The sequence below is a fragment of the Allobranchiibius huperziae genome (assembly GCF_013410455.1).
Lineage (GTDB): Bacteria > Actinomycetota > Actinomycetes > Actinomycetales > Dermatophilaceae > Allobranchiibius > Allobranchiibius huperziae.
Window position 1 is genome coordinate 1661423 of record NZ_JACCFW010000001.1, and the last position, 21413, is coordinate 1682835.

Genomic DNA, 21413 nt, shown 5'->3' on the forward strand with positions numbered 1-21413 from the left:
TGCGATGTATCGAACAGACGTATGATACACAGTAGATGGCAAGGGGTGCCGTCACCAGCCAGGAGGGGCCATGGCGCAGTCGACGACCGACACGCATGGCCGCGCGACGCCTGGGACCGGTGCCCGGTTGGTGGCTTCGCTGCGGGAGTTCACCGCTGCGTTGGAGGAGTGGCCGGGTGCGCTGTGGCAGCTGGACGAAGCGGCGCTGGGCGACGTGGTCGGGGGCATGCTGCGTGTCTCCTCCCGGGCGGAGAACATTGCGGCGTTGGCCACGGCCGACGCGCTGAGCCGCGGGACCGTGGCGAACTCCACCGCCACGGGTGCCCCGGCATGGGTCGCCCGTCAGGCGACCGGTGTCGAGCCGGCGGTGGTCCGCCGGGTCGGAATGGTGGGCGTCGAGTGCGCCGACCTCCGCAACCAGGTCGTCGCCGATGCCCTGGCTGACGGGTCGGCGAGTGTGCCGGTCGCGGCTGCCGCCTTGCGGGAGGTGCCGCGGATACTTCCTCAGTTGCCGACCGCGGACCGTGATGACCTTCTCGGGCGGTACCTGTCGTTGTCCGATCATGGGTGGCGGACGTTGCGGGAGTTGAGTACTCGCATCCTGGGGGGAGTACGCCCCGGAGCGCCTGGTGCGGGATGAGGAGCGTCAGCAGGCGTGTGAGTCGGTGTTCTGGGCCGATCTGCCCAGTGGGTTGACCCGCTTCGTCGCCGAACTGTCGAGCGGGCACGCCGCGGTGGTCAAACATGCCCTTCGCGCCCTGTCCGCGCCCGCACCAACGGTGACCGATAACGACGCGCAGGAGCGCGATCTTCGTAGTCCGGCCAAGCGCCGGGCGTATGCCTTGGTTCGACTGGTCGAGACCTCAGCAGGTGTCCTGGACGGCACCGCCCCGCGGCCGGTCGGGGAGTTCGGCGGCACCGCCAAGATCCTGGTCACGATGGACTACAACACCCTGTACGAGGGGCTCTGGGACGCGGGCCGGCTCGGCCAACACGGCTCGGGCGAAGACGGATTCGCGCCGACCTACCTTCCGGGGATCGGACGCACCACCGACGGGGACCATCTCGACGCGGGCACCCTCCGCCGACTCGCGTGCGACGCCGACCTCGTCCCCATCGTCTTGGGTGGGGAATCCGAACCGTTGGATGTCGGGCGAGCGAAACGCCTCTTCACCGGCGGGTTGCGCACCGCGATCATCCACCGCGACCAGCGCTGCACCTTCCCCGGATGCGACCGACCGCCCGACTGGTGCGATGCCCACCACGTGATCCCGTGGTGGGCCGGCGGACAGACAAACCTGAGCAACGCAGCACTGCTGTGCGCACGCCACCACACCATCGTGCACCGCGACCTACTGACCGCCACCGTCACCACGACCGGCGTCACCTGGGACCTCACCCCCGGCCTGATGCCCACCCGACCCGGCCACCAGGGACCCGCCGCATGAGCCTGACGGCGTATACCGCCATTGACGGCGTTCGAACGCCGTCAACGAAGGCGAACACCGTCAGCGTCGCCTGCGGCCTCACACTCGGGCCGGCCGCGAACCAGCGGCGTGAGCGCATGGACGAGCACCCACCACGTCGCTGCCCGGGACCTCGTTCGATCACGTCCCGGTGACCGCTAGGGTGAGCTGGCACACAGTAAGCAAGCGCTTAGTCAGCCGCCGGGGTCATCACACCGCCGTCGGCCCGAATGCGGGGAGCACCCATGCCCGAAGCTGTCATCGTCGCCACCGCCAGGTCGCCCATCGGCCGGGCGCGCAAGGGATCCCTGGTCGATATGCGCCCGGACGACCTCACCGTCCAGATGATCCAGGCGGCCCTCGACAAAGTGCCCGAGCTGGACCGTGGCGACATCGAGGACCTGATGCTCGGCTGCGGGCAGCCCGCCGGTGAGTCCGGATTCAACATGGCCCGCGTCGTGGCCACCCAACTCGGCCTGGACCACGTCGGCGGCACCACGGTGCAGCGCTACTGCTCCTCGAGCCTGCAGACGTCCCGGATGGCGATGCACGCGATCAAGGCGGGGGAGGGCGAGGTCTTCATCTCCGCCGGCGTGGAGACGGTGAGCCGCTACGACCGCGGCTCGGCGGACGGCTACCCCGACACCAGGAACCCCCAGTTCGACGACGCCCGCCGACGCACCGAGGTCGCCGCCGCCGGACAGATGCCACCGTGGCACGACCCGCGCGAGGACGGCGAGCTGCCCGACATCTACATCCAGATGGGCCAGACCGCCGAGAACGTCGCGTCGTACAAGAACGTGACCCGCGCGGACCAGGACGAGTTCGGCGTACGCAGCCAGAACCTCGCCGAGGAGGCGCAGAAGAACGGCTTCTGGGCGCAGGACATCACCCCCGTGACGCTGCCCGACGGCAGCACCGTGGAGAAGGACGACGGTCCGCGCGCGGGCGTCACCCTGGAGAAGGTCTCGCAGCTGCAGCCGGTCTTCCGCCCCGACGGCACCGTGACCGCCGGCAACTGCTGTCCGTTGAACGACGGCGCTGCCGCAGTGATCATCATGAGCGACGCCAAGGCCAAGCAGCTGGGGCTGACCCCGCTGGCCCGGATCGTCTCCACCGGCCTGACCGCGCTGTCGCCCGAGATCATGGGCCTCGGCCCGGTCGAGGCGTCCCGCAGGGCGCTCGTCCACGCCGGCATGAGCATCGGTGACATCGACCTGGTCGAGATCAACGAGGCGTTCGCGGCGCAGGTCATCCCGTCCGCCCGCGACCTCGACATCCCGTGGGACAAGCTCAACGTCAACGGCGGCGCCATCGCCGTGGGTCACCCGTTCGGGATGACCGGTGCGCGCATCACCAGCACCCTGATCAACTCCCTGCGCTTCCACGACAAGCAGTTCGGTCTGGAGACCATGTGCGTCGGCGGTGGCCAGGGCATGGCCATGGTGCTCGAGCGTCTCAGCTGACCTCGTCCCGCTCGACCCGATAGAAGCCCACATACATTGCGCGACAAGGAGATGCGAGTGAGCAGACTGTCCGGTAAGACCGCCCTGGTGACGGGTGCGAGCCGAGGTATCGGCCTCGGCATCGCCCGTCAGATCGTCGCCGAGGGTGGCCGCGTGGTCATCACGGCGCGCAAGCAGGAAGCCCTGGACGAGGCTGCCGCCGAGCTCGGCGGCCCCGACGTGGTCGTCGCGGTCGCCGGCAAGGCTGACGACGCGGCGCACCAGCAGGAGGCGATCGACACCGCCATCAACACCTTCGGTTCCCTGGACCTGCTGGTCAACAACGCCGGCATCAATCCGTCGTTCGGCCCGTTGGTCGAGGTCGACCTCGCGGCCGCCCGCAAGACCACCGAGGTCAACGCGATCGCGGTGCTCTCCTGGGTGCAGCTCGCCTACCGCTCCTGGATGCGCGAGCACGGCGGCTCGATCGTCAACGTCGCGTCGGTGGCCGGCGTGCGCCCGGCGCCGGGCATCTCGTTGTACGGCGCCACCAAGGCCATGCTCATCTCCCTCACTGAGAGCCTCGCGGTGGAGCTCGGCCCGACCATCCGGGTCAACGCCGTCGCACCGGCCGTGGTGAAGACCCAGTTCGCGCAGGCGCTCTACGCCGAGGGTGAGGAGAAGGCCTCGGCCGACTACCCCCTGAAGCGACTCGGCGAGCCCGAGGACATCGCCAGCGCCGTCACCTACTTCCTGTCCGCCGACAGCTCGTGGGTGACCGGCCAGACCCTCGTCCTGGACGGTGGCATCACCCTGCGCGGGGGAGTCTGAGATGTCGGCTCCGGCAGCCGGTGCACAGACCGTCGTCGTCACCGGCGCGGCTCGCGGCATCGGAGCGGCCATCGCCACCCGGATGGCCGCCGACGGCGCACGAGTGGTGGTCAGCGACCGCGACGGTGACGAGCTGCGCGAGCTCGCGGCACGGATCGGCGCCCACCCGGTGGTCGCCGACATCGCCTCGGACGGCGGCGTGCAGCAACTCGTCGATGCCGCGCTGGAGACCCTTGGCCGCATCGACGTCTTCTTCGCGAACGCCGGAATCGCCCTGGGCACAGGCCTGTCCGACACCGACGACGGTCACTGGGCGACGATCCTGGACATCAACGTGCTGGCGCACGTGCGCGCGGCGCGGGCTCTGGAGTCGGTCTGGGAGAAGCAGGGGGGTGGCCGGTTCGTGGTTACCGCATCCGCAGCGGGGCTGCTCACGATCCTGGACGATCCGTCGTACGCCGTGACCAAGCACGCCGCGGTCGCGTTCGCGGAATGGTTGAGCGTCACCTACCGCCACCGCGGCGTGGTGGTGCAGGCGATCTGCCCGCAGGGCGTGCAGACGCGGATGCTCGAGGCGTCCGGCGAGCTGGAGGAGCTGCTCAGCCACGACCAGGCGCTGCCGCCCGAGCGGGTGGCGGACGCCGTCGCGACGGCGCTCACGACCGAGGACTTCTACATCCTTCCCCACCCCGAGGTGGCCGGGTACGCGGCGCTGCGTAGCGCCGAGCCGGACCGCTGGCTGGCGGGCATGAACAAACTGCAACGCAAACTCGAGGACGCGCGGGCGACGCGCGATGGAGGCTGAGACGACGTGGCGACGATGAGAGCACTGCGGATCGAGGAGCTGGGCCAGCCGAACAAGGTGCTCGAGGTGGTCGATGTCCCGGTGCCCGAGCCCGGCGCCGGTCAGATCGCCGTGCGGGTGCTGGGTGCTGCACTCAACTTCCCGGACGTGCTGATGTGCCGGGGGGAGTACCAGGTACGCCCGCCACTGCCCTTCACGCCGGGCGTCGAGGTGTGCGGCGAGGTCACCGCACTCGGCCAGGGCGTGGACCATCTCGCCGTCGGGGCGCGGGTCCTGGGCTCGCCGGCTCTGCCGTCGGGCGGCTTCGCGCAGTTCGCGCTGATGGAAGCCACCGACGCGCACCCCGCGTCCGCAGCCCTGGACGACGCGCAGGCGGCGTCGTTCTGGATCGGCTATCAGACCAGCTGGTTCGCCCTGCACCGTCGCGCCGCCCTGCAGCCGGGCGAGACGCTGCTGGTGCACGCCGCGGCCGGTGGGGTGGGAAGCTCAGCCGTGCAGCTCGGCAAGGCGGCCGGCGCCCGGGTGATCGGTGTGGTCGGCGGCGCCGAGAAGGCCGTGTTCGCGCGCGAACTCGGCGCGGACATCGTGGTCGACCGGCACACCGAGGACTTCGTCCAGGTGGTCAAGGACGCGACCGGCGGGCGCGGCGCCGACGTGATCTACGACCCGGTCGGCGGCGACACCTACGACCGCTCCACCAAGTGCATCGCCTTCGAGGGACGCATCGTGGTCATCGGTTTCGCGGGCGGCCGCATCCAGTCGGCCGCGCTCAACCACGCCCTGATCAAGAACTACTCGATCCTCGGGCTGCACTGGGGTCTCTACAAGTCCAGGATCCCGGGGCTGATGGGGGAGTGCCACGAGGTGCTCTCCCAGATGGCGCAGGACGGCGTCGCCGTCCCGCTGGTGAGCGAGCGGGTCGGTCTGGAACAGGTGCCGGACGCCCTGCAGCGACTCGGCGACGGCTCCACCGTCGGTCGCGTGGTGATGGTGCCGTGAACCAACCCCACGAAGACCCCTCCAGCACTGCATCAGCGAAGGCGGTCCTCTTCGACTACGGCGGCGTCATCACGACGCCGATCCGCGGCAGCATCGCGTCGTGGACGAGCGAAGCCGACATCGACCCGCAGTCCTTCTCACGGGTGCTCAAGCGGTGGCTCGGCCGGGACGCGTCGCCCGACAGCCCGATCCACCGCCTCGAGCGCGGTGAACTGTCCGCGTCCGAGTTCAACACCCTCCTCACTCGCGAACTGCGTTCTCCCAGCGGTGATCCCGTGCCGCCGGGCGACTACCTGCGGGGCATGTTCAAGGCCAGCAAGGTCGACGAAGGCACGGTGGCGCTCGTGCGCGACCTGCGCGCGGCCGGCGTCCGCACCGGGCTGCTGTCGAACAGCTGGGGTTTCTCCTACGACCGCACGCTGCTGGACGAATTGTTCGATCCGGTCGTGATCTCCGGCGAGGTCGGCATGCGCAAGCCGGAGAAGCGCATCTTCGATCTGGCCGTCGAACGACTCGGCCTGGCGCCCGGCGACGTCGTCTTCGTCGACGACGCCGAGCCCAACCTCGTCGGTGCGCGCGCTGCGGGTCTGCGCACCGTTCTGCACAAGGACGCAGCCACCACTCGTGCGGCGTTCGAGAAGTTGTTGCAGCACGCCCCGACATCCGCATCCCTCTGAAGCACCCCGAAGACAAGGAGCACCACATGCGCACGTTCGATGGACTGGACGACCTCGAGACCGCCGTCGGGGACGAGCTGGGAGTGAGCGACTGGCACACCGTGACCCAGGAGCAGGTCGACACCTTCGCCGAGGCGACCGGGGATCACCAGTGGATCCACGTCGATGTCGAGCGGGCGAGGAAGGGGCCGTTCGGTGGGACCATCGCGCACGGTTACCTGACGCTGTCGCTGCTGCCCACGCTCGTCTCCGAGATCTACACCGTGCAGGGACTGTCGATGGGGATCAACTACGGCTCCAACAAGGTCCGTTTCCCCACGCCGGTGCCCGTCGGCTCCCGCGTGCGGGCCCGAGCGGTCCTGAAGGAGCTCAACCGCGGACCGAACGGCGCCCAGAGCGTCGCCACCGTGACCGTCGAGCTCGAGGGCAACGAGAAGCCCGCCTGCGTCGCCGAGACCGTCTCGCTGCTGGTTCCGTGACCGACAGCCCGCGGGGTCTCGACCTGGAGGCGCTGTCCGCGTACCTGCAGCGGGAGGCACCGGGCCTGCTGAAGGCCGAGCTCACCGGACGGATCCTCGCCGGCGGCAAGTCCAACCTCACCTACGAGGTGGGTGACGGCGCCACCAGCGTCGTCGTACGCCGCCCGCCGCTCGGTCACGTGCTGTCCACCGCCCACGACATGGTCCGTGAACACACGGTCATCACGGCACTGGCGCCCACCGACGTCCCGGTGCCCACGACGTACGCGGTGTGCCCGGACGACAGCGTCATTGGCGCGCCGTTCTACGTGATGGAACTGGTGGCGGGCACGCCGTACCGACACGCGGCGCAGATCGCGCCGCTCGGCCCCGAACGCACCCGTGACATCGCCCACCGGCTGGTCGACACCCTCGTGGCATTGCACGCCGTCGACCCCGAAGAGGTCGGCCTGGGCGAGTTCGGTCGCCCGCACGGATTCCTCGAGCGGCAGGTACGCCGCTGGCGACGTCAGATGGACGCGTCCGCCAGTCGGGAGCTTCCGCGCGCCGAGGAGCTTTCCGACGCCCTCGCCGCCGGTGTGCCCGGGGACGGAGACGTGTCGGTGCTGCACGGCGACTACCGGCTGGACAATCTGCTGGTGGGGGAGTCCGACGAGGTCACCGCGGTGCTCGACTGGGAGATGGCGACCCTGGGAGATCCACTGTCCGACGTCGCGCTCTTCGTGGTCTACCAACGGCTCTCGCAGGTCACACCCGGCGCCGGCGTCTCCGACGTCGCCGCCGCGCCCGGCTATCCGGACACCGACGCGATGCTGGCCCGCTACACGAAGGCGAGCGGCCGCGACGTGTCGCACATCGGCTGGCACCTAGGGCTCGCCTACTACAAGCTGGCGACCATCCTGGAGGGCATCCACTACCGCTACATCCAGGGCCAGACCGTCGGCTCCGGTTTCGACAACGTAGGGACCGCAGTCGGTCCCCTCCTGGACGCCGGGCTCGCAGCCCTGCGGGAAGGCTGACATGGACTTCGAGTACGACGAGCGCACCACCGCGCTCATGAAACAGCTGCGATCGTTCGTCGACGAGCGCGTCATCCCCTCGGTGAGCACCTTCCACGAGGAACTGGACGCCTCCGACGACCGGTGGGCGTGGTCGCGCACCCCGGTGCTGCAGACGCTGCGGCAGGAGGCTCGCGACGCGGGCCTTTGGAACCTCTTCCTGCCGGGTGAGGGCGGCGCAGGGCTCACCAACCTGCAGTACGCGCCGCTCGCGGAGATCACCGGCCGCGCGATGGAGCTGGCCCCCTCCACCGTCAACTGCTCGGCCCCGGACACCGGAAACATGGAGGTGCTGGAGCAGTTCGGCACTCCCGAGCAGAAGGAGCAGTGGCTGAAGCCGTTGCTGGAAGGGCGCATCCGCTCCTCCTTCGCGATGACGGAGCCGGCCGTCGCGTCCTCGGACGCGACCAACATCGAGACCCGCATCGAGCGTGACGGCGACGAGTACGTCATCACCGGTCGCAAGTGGTGGATCACCGGCGCGATGAACCCGGACGCCGCGATCTTCATCGTGATGGGCAAGACCGACCCGAGTGCCGAGCGGCACCGCCAGCAGAGTCAGATCCTGGTGCCCCGCGACACCCCGGGCGTGCAGATCGTGCGCGGCATGCACGTCTACGGGTACGACGACCACGACCACGGCGGGCACGCGGAGATCGTCTTCGACCAGGTCCGGGTGCCGGCGAGCAACCTCATCAGTGGGGAGGGCGAGGGTTTCGCGATCGCCCAGGCCCGGCTCGGCCCCGGCCGGATCCACCACTGCATGCGATCCATCGGCGTCGCCGAACGCGCGATCGAGCTCATGTGCGAGCGGGTCAGCGACCGGGTGGCCTTCGGCCGTCCGCTGTCGGAGCAGGGCGTCATCCGCGACTGGATCGCCGAGTCGCGCGTGCGCGTCGAGCAGCTGCGGCTGCTGGTGCTCAAGACCGCCTGGCTCATGGACACCGTCGGCAACCGCGGTGCGCACGGCGAGATCCAGGCCATCAAGATCGCCACGCCGAGCACGGTGGAGTGGATCCTCGACAAGGCGATCCAGGCGCACGGCGCCGGTGGCCTCAGCCAGGACTTCCCGCTTGCCCGCGCGGCGGCCGGCATCCGGACCCTGCGGTTCGCCGACGGTCCGGACGAGGTGCACAAGAACTCGCTGGCCAAGCGCGAACTGCGTCGGCACACCTCGGGCCGCTGAGATGGACCTGTCGCTGAACGAGGACCAGCGCGACCTGCGCGACCTGGTGCGGGAGTTCCTGGAGAAGGAGGTCGTGCCGCACCGGGCGCAGTGGGATCGCGACGAGAGCGTCGACACCTCGATCGTGCCCCGGCTCGGTGAGCTCGGCGTCTTCGGCTTCGGCATCCCCGAGGAGTACGGCGGCGTCCAGGCCGACTTCTTCACCTACGTGCTGGTGATGGAGGAGCTCGGTCGGGCGGACTCGGCGATCCGCGGCATCGTGTCGGTCAGCAACGGCCTGGTGGCGAAGACGATCGCGGCGCACGGCACCACCGAGCAGAAGGAGCAGTGGCTCCCGGGGCTCGCCACCGGCCAGCAGCTCGGCTGCTTCGGACTGACCGAGCCCGGCAACGGGTCGGACGCGGGCAACCTCGCGACGAAGGCGCGGCGCGACGGCAGCGACTACGTCCTGCAAGGCGAGAAGATCTTCATCACCAACGGCACCTGGGCCGACGTGGCCCTCGTCTTCGCGCGGACCAGTGACGAGGGACCGCGCGGTGTCACAGCGTTCCTGGTGCCCACCGACGCACCCGGCCTGACGCGTACCGAGATCAAGGGCAAGCTCGGCCTGCGCGGCCAGGCCACGGCATCGCTGGCCTTCGACGACGTACGCGTGCCGGAGTCGGCCGTCCTGGGTGAGCCGGGCACCGGCTTCAAGATCGCCATGACCGCGCTCGACAAGGGCCGGGTCGGCGTGGCCGCGGGCTGCGTCGGGATCGTGCAGGCATGCCTCGACGCTGTCGTCGAATACACCGGCGAGCGCACGCAGTTCGGGAAACCCATTGCCGGCTACCAGCTGGTGCAGGAGATGATCGCCGACATCTCCCTGGACGCCGACGCCGCCCGACTGATGGTCTGGCGGGCCGCCGACCTCATCGACCGGGGCGAGCCGTTCCGGGTGGCGGCGTCGAAGGCCAAGCTGTTCGCGAGCGAGGCGGCGGTGCGCTCCTCGAACCTCGCCATCCAGGCGTTCGGCGGCTACGGCTACGTCGATGAGTACCCCGTGCAGAAGCTCATGCGCGACGCGCGGGTGATGACGCTCTACGAAGGCACCAGCCAGATCCAGAAGCTCCTGATCGGCAGGGCCGAGACGGGTATCAACGCGTTCTAGCGAGGCGGTGCCCGTCACGGGACCGCCCCTCACACCAGTCGTCAGATCGAGGATGGGAAGTCATGCCTACGCTGTCGCTCGCCAGCATCCTGTCGGACTCGGCCAAACGCCGTCCGAGCAAAACCGCCGTCGTCCAAGGTGAGCGTCGGGTCAGCTACGCCGACCTGTGGGACGCCTCTCTGCGGGTGGCCGGTGCGCTCACGGAACGACAGGTCGGGCCCGGTGTCCGGGTCGCGGTGCTGCTCCCGAACGTCGTGGAGTTCATCACGGCGTACTACGGCGTGATCGCCGCCGGCGGCACCGTGGTGATGATCTCTCCACTGCTGACCCCCGAGGAGGGCAGCGACATGGTGCGCCGCTCGGGCGCGGACATCGTGCTCTACCACGAGTCGTTCGGCGATCTGGCGCGCAGCATCGCGGAGGGGAGCACCGCGCAGGCGCTGCAGGTGAGCGACCTGATGGACCACCCGCGGCCGCTGCCGACCTACGTGACGCGGGCCCCGAACGACATCGCCGTGATCATCTTCACCAGCGGCACCACCGGCCGCCCGAAGGGTGTGATGCTCTCCCACCTCAACTTGCTGCTGTCGATGCACAACATGGCCTACGACTCCGACACCCCGGCGAATTCGACCGACGTGGTGATGGGCTGTCTGCCGCTGTTCCACATCTTCGGCCAGCAGGCGGTGATGAACACCCCGCTGCGGATCGGCGGCACGATCGTCCTGCTGCCCCGCTTCGACGCGGCCACCTGCCTGCGACTGCTCAACGACGAGCACGTGACGATCTTCTCCGGCGTTCCCACGATGTTCGTGCAGCTGCTGCAGGCCGCGAAGGAACCGGGCGCACCGGGCATCCCGCAGATGAAGAGGGTCGCCTCCGGAGGCGCCGCCCTTCCGGTGTCGGTGCTGGAACAGGTGGAGAGCACCTTCGGCGCCCAGATCACCGAGGGATACGGACTGTCCGAGACCTCGCCCGGTGTCAGCTCCAACCAGCAGGTGTACGGCGTGCGGCCGGGCACCGTCGGGCACCCGGTCTGGGGCGTGGAGGCCGAGATCGCCGACAGCGACATCGAGGATCGCGTCGAGCTGCTCGCCACCGGCGAGCGCGGCGAGGTCGTCGTGCGGGGGCACTGCGTCTTCGAGGGCTACCTCGACGACCCCGAGGCCACCGCCGCCGCCATCCAGGACGGCTGGTTCCGCACCGGCGACATCGGCGTGAAGGACGAGGACGGCTTCCTGTCGATCGTGGACCGTAAGAAGGATCTGATCATCCGCGGCGGTTACAACGTCTATCCGCGCGAGGTCGAGGAGGTGCTCGTCCGGCACCCCGGCGTGCAGATGGCCGCGGTGGTCGGCGTCCCCGACGACGAGCACGGCGAGGAGATCATGGCGTTCGTGACCCTGACACCCGGCGCCGAGGTCACCGCGGAGGACGTGCGCGCGTACGGCAAGGAGCACCTGGCGCGCTACAAGTACCCGCGACACGTGCAGGTCCGCGACGCGTTGCCGATGGGACCGTCGATGAAGATCCTGCGCCGCGAGCTGCGCGACGAGGCCGCAAGACAGCAGGGATAATCGCCTGGTGAGCAGGAGACAGCAGGCGAAACAGCTGAGTTCGTCACTGCTCGTGCGATGGCGCCGCACCCTTCCCGGGCACACGCTGAGCCGCTCGCAGGCCCTGGACCTGGGCCACTACACCCTGGCGCTGTCGGCGCAGCAGCTCTTCTGCGTGGTGCCGCTGCTCGTCGCGACCTCGTCGGTGCTGCACCGGATGCACGAGGGGTCGGCGGCCGGGCTCATCAGCGACGCGCTCGGGCTGAACGCCGGCGGCAGACATGATCTGCACGTGCTGTTGCAGCCCGCGGCGACACCGGGGTGGGGCGAGCTGGTGGTCGGTCTGCTGCTCGCGGTGGCGTTCACGTTCGGTGTCGCCGGCACCACGCAACGCATCCTGGAGATCGCCTGGGACCGCCCGCGCGCTCCCTGGCAGCGGTGGTGGTGGATGCGCCTCGTGTGGGTCGCGTCCCTGGTGCCGTTCCTCGCGAGCGCCATCTGGCTGAGCGGGCGCACACGCAACTGGCCGATCGGTGGCGTGCTGGAGATAGCGGTCGAGTCGGTCACCGTCGGGTTGTCGATGGGTGGGTACTACTGGTGGACCCAGTGGTGCCTGCTGCTGCGACGGGTGCCGTGGGTCAAGCTGCTGCCCGGTTCGCTGCTGATCGCCCTCGGCGCCACCGTCGTGTCCGTGGGTTCGGAGATCTGGCTGCCCGGCCAGGTGACCGAGCAGGTCGACGACTACGGCCTGGTCGGCACCACTTTCGTGCTCTCGGTCTGGGTGCTGTTCGTCAGCGGGGTCGTGGTCGCGGGGATCCTGTTCAACGCGGTGCTCGACGAACGGCGTGCCGAGCGCGTGCGGGAGGGATCGGTGCGCCTGGCCGACTGGCGGACCCGCAGCGACGTCTGAGCACCCTCAGACGATCTCCTGCGGCGGGTCCGGAGCGAGGAGCAGCGGCCGCTGCAACCGTGCGACGTCGTGCCATCGCCCGTGCTTCCACCCGACCGCCCGGAACACCCCGACGGGCTCGAAGCCCATCGCCTCGTGCAGGCGCAGGCTGGCCGGGTTGGGCAGGGTGACCCCGGCGACGGCCTGGCGGAAGCCCCGCTCGACGAGACGGTCCAGCAGGGCGGCGTAGAGCGTGCGGCCAACTCCGCGACCGCGCGCATCCGGGGCCAGGTAGACGCTCGGCTCGCAGGTCCACCGGTACGCCGGCCGCGCGGCGTACGGGTGGGCGTAGGCGTACCCCAGCAGCACCCCCTGCTCGTCCTGCGCCACCAGCCACGCATGCCGGCGCTGAGCGTCCTCGATGCGCTGTGCCATCTGCAGTGCCGACGGCGCGGTGACCTCGAAGGAGATGGCCGTATCGCGCACGTACGGCGCGTACACCTGCGCGCACGCCCCAGCGTCGGCGGCGTCGGCATCACGCACGTGCACGATCATGCTCCGACGCTATGGCACGTCCGACCACACACCGGCGCCGCCTCGTCGGACCCAGAACGAACGAAGACGGGCGCGGCGTAGTTCCCCGAGATGCCTGCGTACCCCTCCTGGGGGGTGGCACGATGCGAAAGACATCGCAGGGAAGACGGGACGCGCAATGAGACTTCGACGGTCCGTGCCCCAGAACGGCGCCGACTCCCACTACGACACGGTCGTCGTGGGCGCGGGCTCGGCGGGCTGCGTGCTCGCGGACCGGCTGAGCGAGGATCCGGACCATCGGGTGCTCGTCCTGGAGAGCGGCCGGATGGACTGGAAGTTCGACATTCTCATCCACATGCCCAACGCGCCGATCCCGCTCGGGAGCGACTCCTACGCCTGGCGTTATCTGTCCGAGCCGGAGCCAGGCCTGGACAACCGCCGGTTGATGCACACCCGGGGCAAGATCGTAGGCGGCTCCAGCTCCATCAACGCGATGATCTTCCTGCGGGGCAACCCCATGGACTACGACCACTGGGGCACCCTGCCCGGTCTGCAGAACTGGGACTGGGCGCACTGTCTCCCGTACTTCATGCGCATGGAGAACGCCACCGCGACGGGGTCCGACGACCCGCGACGCGGGCTGGCCGGGCGCACCCTGCTGCAGCGAGGTGATCCACACAGCACGCTCAACGCCGCGTTCCTTCGGGCAGCCGCGGAGGCGGGCCACGAACTGATCGACGACGTCAACGGTTACCGCCAGGAGGGATTCGGCCCGCTGGACCGCAACACCTTCGGCGGCACCCGGTGGTCGGCCGCCGACGCGTATCTGCGGCCCGCGCTGCGCCGCCCCAACCTGCACCTGATCACCCGTGCGTTCGTCACGCGCGTCCTCTTCGAGGGCACCCGGGCGGTCGGTGTGGAGTACCGCGAGGACGATCGGACCCACACGGTGCGCGCCGATGAGGTCATCCTGTCCGGCGGGGTCTTCAACTCCCCGCAGGTGCTTCAGTTGTCCGGGGTCGGCAACGCCGACGAGCTCGGCGCACTCGGGATCCCGATCGTGGCGCACCTGCCCGGCGTCGGTGAGAATCTGCAGGACCACCTCGAGGCCTGGGTCCAGTTCCACTGCGAGGCAGCGGTTTCCGAACAACCTCACCACCGCCACCGGGCCCGGCATGCTCCCAAGATGGTGTCCCACTGGCTCTACAACCGGGGCGGCCCGGGCGGCTCCAACCACCACGAGGTGGGCGGCTTCAGCCGATCGCGCACCGACACGCCGTACCCCGACCTCATGTGCCACCTGCTGCCGTCGCTGCGGGAGGTCGACGGGATTCCGCAGGGCGGCCACGGCTTCGAGATGCACGTGGGCCCGATGCTGTCCAAGGCCACCGGTCACGTCAAGACGGTGTCGCGCAACCCGGCGACCCGGCCCTCCATCACCTTCAACTACCTGAGCGCCCCCGAGGACGAGCGGGAGTGGCTTGCCGCCATGCGGGTCGCCCGGGAGATCGGCGCGTCTCCGGCGCTGAAGGCACTCGGCGCCTACGAGCTGGCGCCGGGGGAGTTCCTCACCTCGGACCGCGACGTGCTCGCCTGGGTACGCCGCAACGTGGGGTCGGCGCTGCACCCCTCCTGCAGCTGCCCGATGGGCTCGGACGAGATGTCGGTCGTCGACCCCGACACGCTGCGCGTGCACGGCCTGGACGGCCTGCGCGTCGTGGACGCCTCGATCATGCCGACCATCCCCAACTGCAACATCTACGCACCCGTGATGATGGTCGCCGAACGGGCGGCCGACATCATCTCCGGCGCCGAACTGCTCCAGGCGTCCGAGCTGAACTACTACCAGGCCGAGGTGGTGCCGGAAGTGGTGGTCGACACCGTGCAGGACCCGGTCGGCTGACAAGGCGCCAAGCCGACCCCGCCCGCCGGTCAGTCCTCTTCGTCGTCGCGGCGGCGCAGGTAGCGCTCGAACTCCCGGGCGATCGCATCACCGCTCGCCTCGGGCAGTTCCGTCGTGTCCTGCGCCTCCTCGAGGGAGTGCACGTACTCGGCCACCTCGTCGTCGGACGCCGCGAGCTCGTCGACGCCGTGCTCCCACGCCCGCGCCTGGTCGGGAAGGTCGGCGTGCCCGATCAGGGTGTCGAGCAGCTCCTCCAGCCGGGTGAGGAGCGCGAGCGTCGCCTTGGGGGAGGGACTGCCGCCGGCGTAGTGCGGCACGGCGGCCCAGCACGACAGGTTCGGCACCCGCGCCGTACGGGCCGCGTCGCTCAGCACGCCCACGATCCCGGACGGGCCCTCGTACTTGCTGGCCTCCACGTCGTAACGAAGCTGCGACTGCTCGTCGTCGGAGGTGACGGTGACCGGGATGGGCCGGGTGTGCGGCACGTCCGCGAGCAGCCCTCCGAGGGTGATGATCATCGACACGTCGACCTCGGCGGCCAGGCTCATCAGCTCGCGGGTGTAGCCGAGCCATCGCATCGAGGGCTCGATGCCCTGCACGAGCAGGACGTCGCGCTCCAGCGGCGTGTTGCGCGCCAGGAAGACCTTGGTGGTCGGCCAGGTGATCTTGCGATCGCGTCCCTCGCCGGAGACCTGCGGGCGGTTGACCTGGAAGTCGTAGTAGAGCTCGGGGTCCATCGCGCACAGCGGTTCGGCGTCCCACATCGCGATCAGGTGGGCGAGGGTCGAGCTGGCCGTCTCGCCTGCGTCGTTCCAGCCCTCGAACGCGGCGATCATGATCGGGTCGCGCAGCAGTGGCACGTCCTCGAACTCGATCAAGGTGTCCTCCTCCGAGCCGGCGGAGCGCCGGAGGGAATACCCGGCGCTGCGTGCAGCCTATTGAGTACGTCGCCAGTGGCGAACGACCGACATCCACCGCGACGCCGGTGCCTCATAGAATCGGGCGCATCACTCGATGAAGGGACACCACCTGTGAGCAGCCGCTCCGAGGGCTCCCGCCCCACGCCCACCCTCCAACCGGACCGCACCGCAGAGCTGCAGGAGCTGCTCGCCGCGCGGATCATGATGCTGGACGGCGCGATGGGCACGATGATCCAGAGGCAGCGCCTGGGGGAGGCGGACTACCGCGGGGAGCGGTTCGCCGACTGGGACAGCGACCTCAAGGGCAACAACGACCTGCTGTCGCTCACCCAGCCCGATCTGATCCGGTCGATCCACACCGAGTACCTCGACGGCGGAGCCGATCTGGTCGAGACCAACACCTTCAACGCGCAGCGCATCTCGCTCGCGGACTACGGCATGCAGGACCTCGCGTACGAGTTCAACCTCGCCTCCGCGCGCCTGGCCCGCGAGGCGTGCGACGCGGTCACGGCACGCGACCCGCAGCGACCGCGCTTCGTCGTCGGAGCGCTCGGCCCCACCAACCGGACCGCGTCGATCTCACCGGACGTCAACGACCCGAGCAAGCGCAACGTGCTCTTCGACGAGCTCGTGGGCGCCTACCTCGAGCAGGCCGACGGGCTGGTCGACGGCGGCGCCGACATCCTGATCGTCGAGACCATCTTCGACACCCTCAACTCCAAGGCCGCGATCTTCGCGCTCGAGACCCTCTTCGAGCAGCGCGGCCGCCGCTGGCCGGTCATCATCTCCGGCACCATCACCGACGCGTCCGGCCGCACGCTGACCGGGCAGGTCACCGAGGCGTTCTGGAACAGCGTCCGGCACGCCCGGCCGCTCGCAGTCGGCCTCAACTGCGCCCTCGGCGCGGCCGAGATGCGCCAGTACATCTCCGAGCTGTCCTCCATCGCGGACTGCTTCGTCTCCTGCTATCCGAACGCCGGCCTGCCGAACGCGTTCGGGGAGTACGACGAGGAGCCCGACCCGATGGGCGAGATTGTCTCGTCGTTCGCCGCGGACGGCCTGGTCAACATCCTCGGGGGCTGCTGCGGCACCACGCCCGAGCACATCGCCGCCATCGCGCAGCGGGCAGCGGGTCACGCGCCGCGCAAGCCCCCCACCATCGCGCCGGCGCTGCGGCTGTCCGGCCTCGAACCCCTCACCGTGCTGCCCGACTCTCTCTTCGTCAACGTCGGTGAGCGCACCAACATCACCGGCTCCGCCCGCTTCCGCAATCTCATCAAGGAGGGCGACTACACCACCGCCCTCAACGTGGCGCGCCAGCAGGTCGAGGCCGGCGCGCAGGTCATCGACATCAACATGGACGAGGGGATGATCGACGGCATCGAGGCGATGGACCACTTCTGCAAGTTGATCGCCTCCGAGCCGGACATCTGCCGCGTGCCGGTGATGGTCGACTCCTCCAAATGGGACGTCATCGAGGCCGGGCTGCGCTGCATCCAGGGCAAGTCGATCGTCAACTCGATCTCCATGAAGGAGGGCGTGCAGCCCTTCATCGAGCACGCCCGGATGTGCCGTAAGTACGGCGCCGCCGTCGTCGTGATGGCGTTCGACGAGGAGGGGCAGGCCGACACCCTGGAGCGCCGCAAGGAGATCTGCGGGACGGCGTACCGGATCCTCACCGAGGAGGTGGGCTTCCCGGCCGAGGACATCATCTTCGACCCGAACATCTTCGCGCTGGCCACGGGCATCGAGGAGCACGCCAACTACGGCGTGGACTTCATCGAGGCCACCCGCTGGATCAAGGAGAACCTGCCGCACGCGCTGGTCTCCGGTGGCGTGTCGAACGTGTCGTTCTCCTTCCGCGGCAACAACCCGGTCCGTGAGGCCATCCACGCGGTCTTCCTCTTCCACGCCATCAAGGCCGGCATGGACATGGGCATCGTCAACGCAGGCGCGCTCGTGGTCTACGACCAGATCGACACCGAGCTGCGCGACCGCATCGAGGACGTGGTGCTCAACCGCCGCGAGGACGCCGCCGAGCGACTCCTCGAGGTCGCCGAACGGCACAACGCCAGCGGACCCGCGTCCCCCGCCGAGCAGCAGGAGTGGCGTTCGCTGCCGCTGCGCGAGCGCATCACGCACGCCCTGGTGAAGGGCATCGACGAGCACGTGGTCGAGGACACCGAGGCGCTGCGACTGGAGCTGGTCGACAGCGGGGGACGGCCGTTGGACGTCATCGAGGGCCCGCTGATGGACGGCATGGACGTCGTGGGCGACCTCTTCGGCTCGGGCAAGATGTTCCTGCCGCAGGTCGTGAAGTCCGCGCGGGTGATGAAGAAGGCCGTGGCCCACCTCATCCCCTACATCGAGGCGGAGCGCAAGCCCGGCGACGTGAGCCGGGCCAAGGGCAAGATCGTGATGGCCACCGTCAAGGGCGACGTGCACGACATCGGCAAGAACATCGTCGGCGTGGTGCTGCAGTGCAACAACTACGAGGTCGTCGACCTCGGGGTGATGGTGCCGGGCCAGAAGATCCTGGACGCCGCGAAGGCCGAGGACGCCGACATCATCGGACTGTCCGGCCTGATCACCCCGTCCCTGGACGAGATGGTGAGCTTCGCCGAGGAGATGGAGCGCCTCGGCATGACCATCCCGCTGCTGCTCGGCGGCGCGACGACCTCGCGGGCCCACACGGCCGTCAAGGTGACCCCGAAGTACTCCGGCCCGGTCGTCTGGGTCAAGGACGCCTCGCGTTCTGTCGGCACCGCGGCCGCCCTGCTGTCCGACGAACGGCGCGACGGATTCCTCGCCGAGGTCGAGAAGGACTACGACTCGATCCGGGCGCGGCACGCCGCCAAGAGCACCGACCGGAAGCTGGTGGGTTACGACAAGGCACAGCAGCGGCGTACGCCGATCGACTGGACGGGCTATCACCCGCCGCGGCCGCGTCTCCTGGCCTCTCAGGAGAAGGACTTCCACGAGGGTGAGAGCACCCACGAGGGCACCCAGTGGACCAAGGTCTTCCGGGACTACCCGCTGGACGTGCTGCGCGAGTACATCGACTGGCAGCCGTTCTTCAACGCCTGGGAGATGAAGGGGCGCTTCCCCGACATCCTCAACAACCCCGCGTCCGGCGATACCGCGCGCAAGCTGTGGGACGACGCCCAGACGATGCTCGACACGATCATCGAGGAGGGCTGGCTACGTGCGAACGGCGTCGCCGGATTCTTCCCGGCCGCGGCCCGCGGTGACGACATCGTGGTCTACGCCGACGAGGAACGCACAGAGGAGCGCACCGTCCTGCACCAGCTGCGTCAGCAGGGCGACCACCGCGAGGGGGTGCCCAACCGGTCGCTGGCCGACTACGTGGCGCCGACGGACAGCGGGCTGCGCGACTACGTGGGCGGGTTCGCCGTCACCGCGGGGCTGGGGTCGCAGGAGCGCGCCCAGAAGTTCAAGGACGACCTCGACGACTACAGCGCCATCCTGCTGGAGTCGCTGGCCGACCGGCTGGCCGAGGCGTTCGCCGAGCGCCTGCACGCCGTCGTACGCCACGACCTGTGGGGCTACGCCGGCGACGAACACCTCACCAACACCGAGATGATCGAGGAGAAGTACGTCGGGATCCGGCCCGCGCCGGGCTACCCGGCCTGCCCCGACCACACCGAGAAGGGGACGATCTGGGAGCTGCTCGACGTCGAGCGCACCACCGGCATCGAGCTGACCGAGTCGATGGCCATGTGGCCGGGCGCCGCGGTCAGCGGGCTGTACTTCTCCCACCCGGACAGCCAGTACTTCGTCGTCGGGCGGCTCGGGCGCGACCAGGTCGAGGACTACGCCGGCCGCAAGGGCTGGCCGCTGCGCACCGCCGAGAAGTGGCTCTCGCCCAACCTCGGCTACGAACCGGAGGACTGAGTGACTCTGCCCGACGCCGTCCTGTGGGACATGGACGGCACGATCGTCGACACCGAGCCGTACTGGATCAGTGCCGAACACGACCTCGTCGAGTCGTACGGCGGCACGTGGACCGAGGAGCTCGCCCACGAGTGCGTGGGCAACCAGTTGCTGGTCTCAGCGGAGATCATCCGCGCGAACTCGCCGGTCACCATGTCGGCGCCGGCGATCGTGGACGTGCTGCTCTCGGGGGTGGTCGCTCAGATGCGGGAGCACGTGCCGTGGCGGCCCGGTGCCCGAGAGCTGCTCGTCGCGCTGGGCGAGCAGGGGGTGCCCAACGCGCTGGTGACGATGTCCTACCTGTCGTTCGCCCAGGTGCTGGTGGACGCGCTGCCCGACGGCACCTTCGCGGCGGTCATCACCGGTGACGCGGTCAGCGAGGGCAAACCGTCGCCGGAGCCCTATCTGGCCGCGTGCCGGGCGCTGCGTCTGCCGCCGTCGCGCTGCGTGGCGATCGAGGACTCGCTGCCGGGGGTGACCTCCGCGGTCGCCGCCGGAGTGCCGACCATCGCGGTGCCGCACGTGGTGACCCTGCCCGCCACCCTCGGTGCCGTGCAGCTGCAGACCCTCGCCGGCGTGCACCCGGCGGATCTGCTGGGGATCTTCGACCCCGTCCACTGACGGACGGCTCAGTCGAGGCGCACGCCGCCGATGCGCAACAGCTCCTGGAGTCGCTCGGCGTCGGTCGAAGACTCCGGGAGGTGCACGATCATCCGCAGCTCGGCGGCCCCGTCGATCGCGTAGCTGAGGGTGTTCAACCGGATCGTCCCGACCGGCGGGCAACGGAACTGCTTGTGCTGCGGTCCCGGCGGCCGGATCTCCTGCCGGGCCCACGCCTCCCGGAAGAGGGCGCTGGACCCTGACAGCCTCTCGATCAAGGCCTCCCACGTGGCATCGCCGATGTGGTCGGCGTACCGCTGGCGCAGGTTCGCGACCATCCGACCGAACAGGTCGGGGTTGATGGGACGCACGTCCTCTCCGGCGACGGCGACGCGCCACAGCACGTTGCGCTCCATGCCGCTGGCGGTTACCACCCAGGGGAAGATCGCAGCGTACGAGGAGTTGTTGGCGATCAGGTCGTACCGCCCGTTGTAGATGCACGCCGGGCTCGGGTCGAGCCGGTCGAGCACGTGCACGGCGTCGGGCGGCAACGTCTCCGGCATCGCCGGCGGCATGGGCACCCCGGGTACCCGCGCCAGCCGGTAGAGGTGCCACCGCTCGGCCGAGCCCAGCTGCAGCACCCTCGCGACCGCGTCCAGGACCTGGATGCTCGCGTTGATCGGCCGGCCCTGTTCGAGCCACGTGTACCAGGTGACGCCGACCCCGGCGAGCTGGGCGACCTCCTCACGGCGCAGCCCCGGGGTGCGACGGCGGACGCCGTGCGGCAGCCCCACCGCGTCCGGTCCGACCTGCTCGCGGTGGGCACGCAGGAACCGCGCCAGCTCGCGCCGCCGCGCCGACTTCGTGTCGGTGCCCGCGCTCGCGGTGCTGAGGCCGGTCTCACTCACCGTGCCATTCTGTGACACTTTCGCCCGCCGCGCGCCGCGGATCCTGGTGGTGC

At 69.6% G+C, this 21413-nt stretch carries 19 protein-coding genes; 16 read left to right on the plus strand and 3 right to left on the minus strand.

Annotated features, from left to right (window positions below; translation table 11 throughout):
- Positions 1 to 70: 70 nt before the first annotated feature.
- From HNR15_RS07915 to HNR15_RS07975, 13 genes are all read left to right on the plus strand, one after another.
- Positions 71 to 640: a hypothetical protein gene (locus HNR15_RS07915; protein WP_179480606.1), complete on the plus strand. Its 570-nt coding sequence runs from the start codon at positions 71 to 73 to the stop codon at positions 638 to 640.
- On the plus strand, positions 630 to 1448 hold the full coding sequence (locus HNR15_RS07920) for a DUF222 domain-containing protein (RefSeq protein WP_179480608.1): 819 nt from the start codon (positions 630 to 632) through the stop codon (positions 1446 to 1448). Before HNR15_RS07915 ends, HNR15_RS07920 begins: the two co-directional genes overlap by 11 nt.
- A 263-nt stretch (positions 1449 to 1711) precedes the next feature.
- The gene (locus HNR15_RS07925) at positions 1712 to 2932 is read left to right on the plus strand and encodes an acetyl-CoA C-acetyltransferase (RefSeq protein WP_179480610.1); all 1221 of its coding nucleotides are present in this window, start codon (positions 1712 to 1714) and stop codon (positions 2930 to 2932) included.
- 51 nt (positions 2933 to 2983) lie between these two features.
- The gene (locus HNR15_RS07930; RefSeq protein ID WP_179480612.1) at positions 2984 to 3742 is read left to right on the plus strand and encodes an SDR family oxidoreductase; all 759 of its coding nucleotides are present in this window, start codon (positions 2984 to 2986) and stop codon (positions 3740 to 3742) included.
- A gap of 1 nt (position 3743) precedes the next feature.
- A complete protein-coding gene (locus HNR15_RS07935) occupies positions 3744 to 4547 on the plus strand; it encodes an SDR family oxidoreductase (RefSeq protein WP_179480614.1) in 804 nt (267 codons plus the stop codon).
- A gap of 15 nt (positions 4548 to 4562) precedes the next feature.
- Complete coding sequence (locus HNR15_RS07940) at positions 4563 to 5546, plus strand: NADPH:quinone oxidoreductase family protein (RefSeq protein ID WP_179483658.1); 984 nt, start codon at positions 4563 to 4565, stop codon at positions 5544 to 5546.
- Positions 5543 to 6223 (plus strand): HAD-IA family hydrolase, encoded by a 681-nt coding sequence (locus HNR15_RS18800; protein WP_179480616.1) that lies wholly within the window; start codon positions 5543 to 5545, stop codon positions 6221 to 6223. The genes HNR15_RS07940 and HNR15_RS18800 overlap by 4 nt, the downstream gene beginning before the upstream one ends.
- A gap of 26 nt (positions 6224 to 6249) precedes the next feature.
- Complete coding sequence (locus HNR15_RS07950) at positions 6250 to 6702, plus strand: MaoC family dehydratase (protein ID WP_179480618.1); 453 nt, start codon at positions 6250 to 6252, stop codon at positions 6700 to 6702.
- A complete protein-coding gene (locus HNR15_RS07955) occupies positions 6699 to 7721 on the plus strand; it encodes a phosphotransferase (RefSeq protein WP_179480620.1) in 1023 nt (340 codons plus the stop codon). Before HNR15_RS07950 ends, HNR15_RS07955 begins: the two co-directional genes overlap by 4 nt.
- A gap of 1 nt (position 7722) precedes the next feature.
- Complete coding sequence (locus tag HNR15_RS07960; RefSeq protein WP_179480622.1) at positions 7723 to 8946, plus strand: acyl-CoA dehydrogenase family protein; 1224 nt, start codon at positions 7723 to 7725, stop codon at positions 8944 to 8946.
- A gap of 1 nt (position 8947) precedes the next feature.
- Positions 8948 to 10096: an acyl-CoA dehydrogenase family protein gene (locus HNR15_RS07965; protein WP_179480624.1), complete on the plus strand. Its 1149-nt coding sequence runs from the start codon at positions 8948 to 8950 to the stop codon at positions 10094 to 10096.
- A gap of 62 nt (positions 10097 to 10158) precedes the next feature.
- Positions 10159 to 11673, plus strand: coding sequence for a long-chain-fatty-acid--CoA ligase (locus HNR15_RS07970; RefSeq protein WP_179480626.1), 1515 nt, complete (start codon positions 10159 to 10161; stop codon positions 11671 to 11673).
- A 7-nt stretch (positions 11674 to 11680) separates the two neighbouring features.
- Positions 11681 to 12562 (plus strand): YihY/virulence factor BrkB family protein, encoded by an 882-nt coding sequence (locus HNR15_RS07975; protein WP_179480628.1) that lies wholly within the window; start codon positions 11681 to 11683, stop codon positions 12560 to 12562.
- Between the two features lie 6 nt (positions 12563 to 12568).
- Here the strand turns inward: HNR15_RS07975 and HNR15_RS07980 are convergent, their stop codons facing one another.
- Complete coding sequence (locus HNR15_RS07980; RefSeq protein ID WP_179480630.1) at positions 12569 to 13096, minus strand: GNAT family N-acetyltransferase; 528 nt, start codon at positions 13094 to 13096, stop codon at positions 12569 to 12571.
- A 175-nt stretch (positions 13097 to 13271) separates the two neighbouring features.
- Here HNR15_RS07980 and HNR15_RS07985 point away from each other — a divergent pair, with 175 nt between their 5' ends.
- On the plus strand, positions 13272 to 14978 hold the full coding sequence (locus HNR15_RS07985) for a choline dehydrogenase (protein WP_218883599.1): 1707 nt from the start codon (positions 13272 to 13274) through the stop codon (positions 14976 to 14978).
- Between the two features lie 29 nt (positions 14979 to 15007).
- Here HNR15_RS07985 and HNR15_RS07990 read toward each other — a convergent pair whose 3' ends face one another.
- Positions 15008 to 15856 (minus strand): PAC2 family protein, encoded by an 849-nt coding sequence (locus HNR15_RS07990; RefSeq protein WP_179480634.1) that lies wholly within the window; start codon positions 15854 to 15856, stop codon positions 15008 to 15010.
- A gap of 153 nt (positions 15857 to 16009) precedes the next feature.
- On the opposite strand from HNR15_RS07990, the gene metH reads away from it, so the two are divergent.
- Complete coding sequence (gene metH / locus HNR15_RS07995) at positions 16010 to 19813, plus strand: methionine synthase (RefSeq protein WP_425484525.1); 3804 nt, start codon at positions 16010 to 16012, stop codon at positions 19811 to 19813.
- The gene (locus HNR15_RS08000; protein ID WP_179480636.1) at positions 19814 to 20473 is read left to right on the plus strand and encodes an HAD-IA family hydrolase; all 660 of its coding nucleotides are present in this window, start codon (positions 19814 to 19816) and stop codon (positions 20471 to 20473) included. It abuts the gene before it with no gap.
- A gap of 8 nt (positions 20474 to 20481) precedes the next feature.
- Here HNR15_RS08000 and HNR15_RS08005 read toward each other — a convergent pair whose 3' ends face one another.
- Positions 20482 to 21360 (minus strand): MmyB family transcriptional regulator, encoded by an 879-nt coding sequence (locus HNR15_RS08005; RefSeq protein WP_179480638.1) that lies wholly within the window; start codon positions 21358 to 21360, stop codon positions 20482 to 20484.
- Between the last annotated feature and the right edge of the window lie 53 nt (positions 21361 to 21413).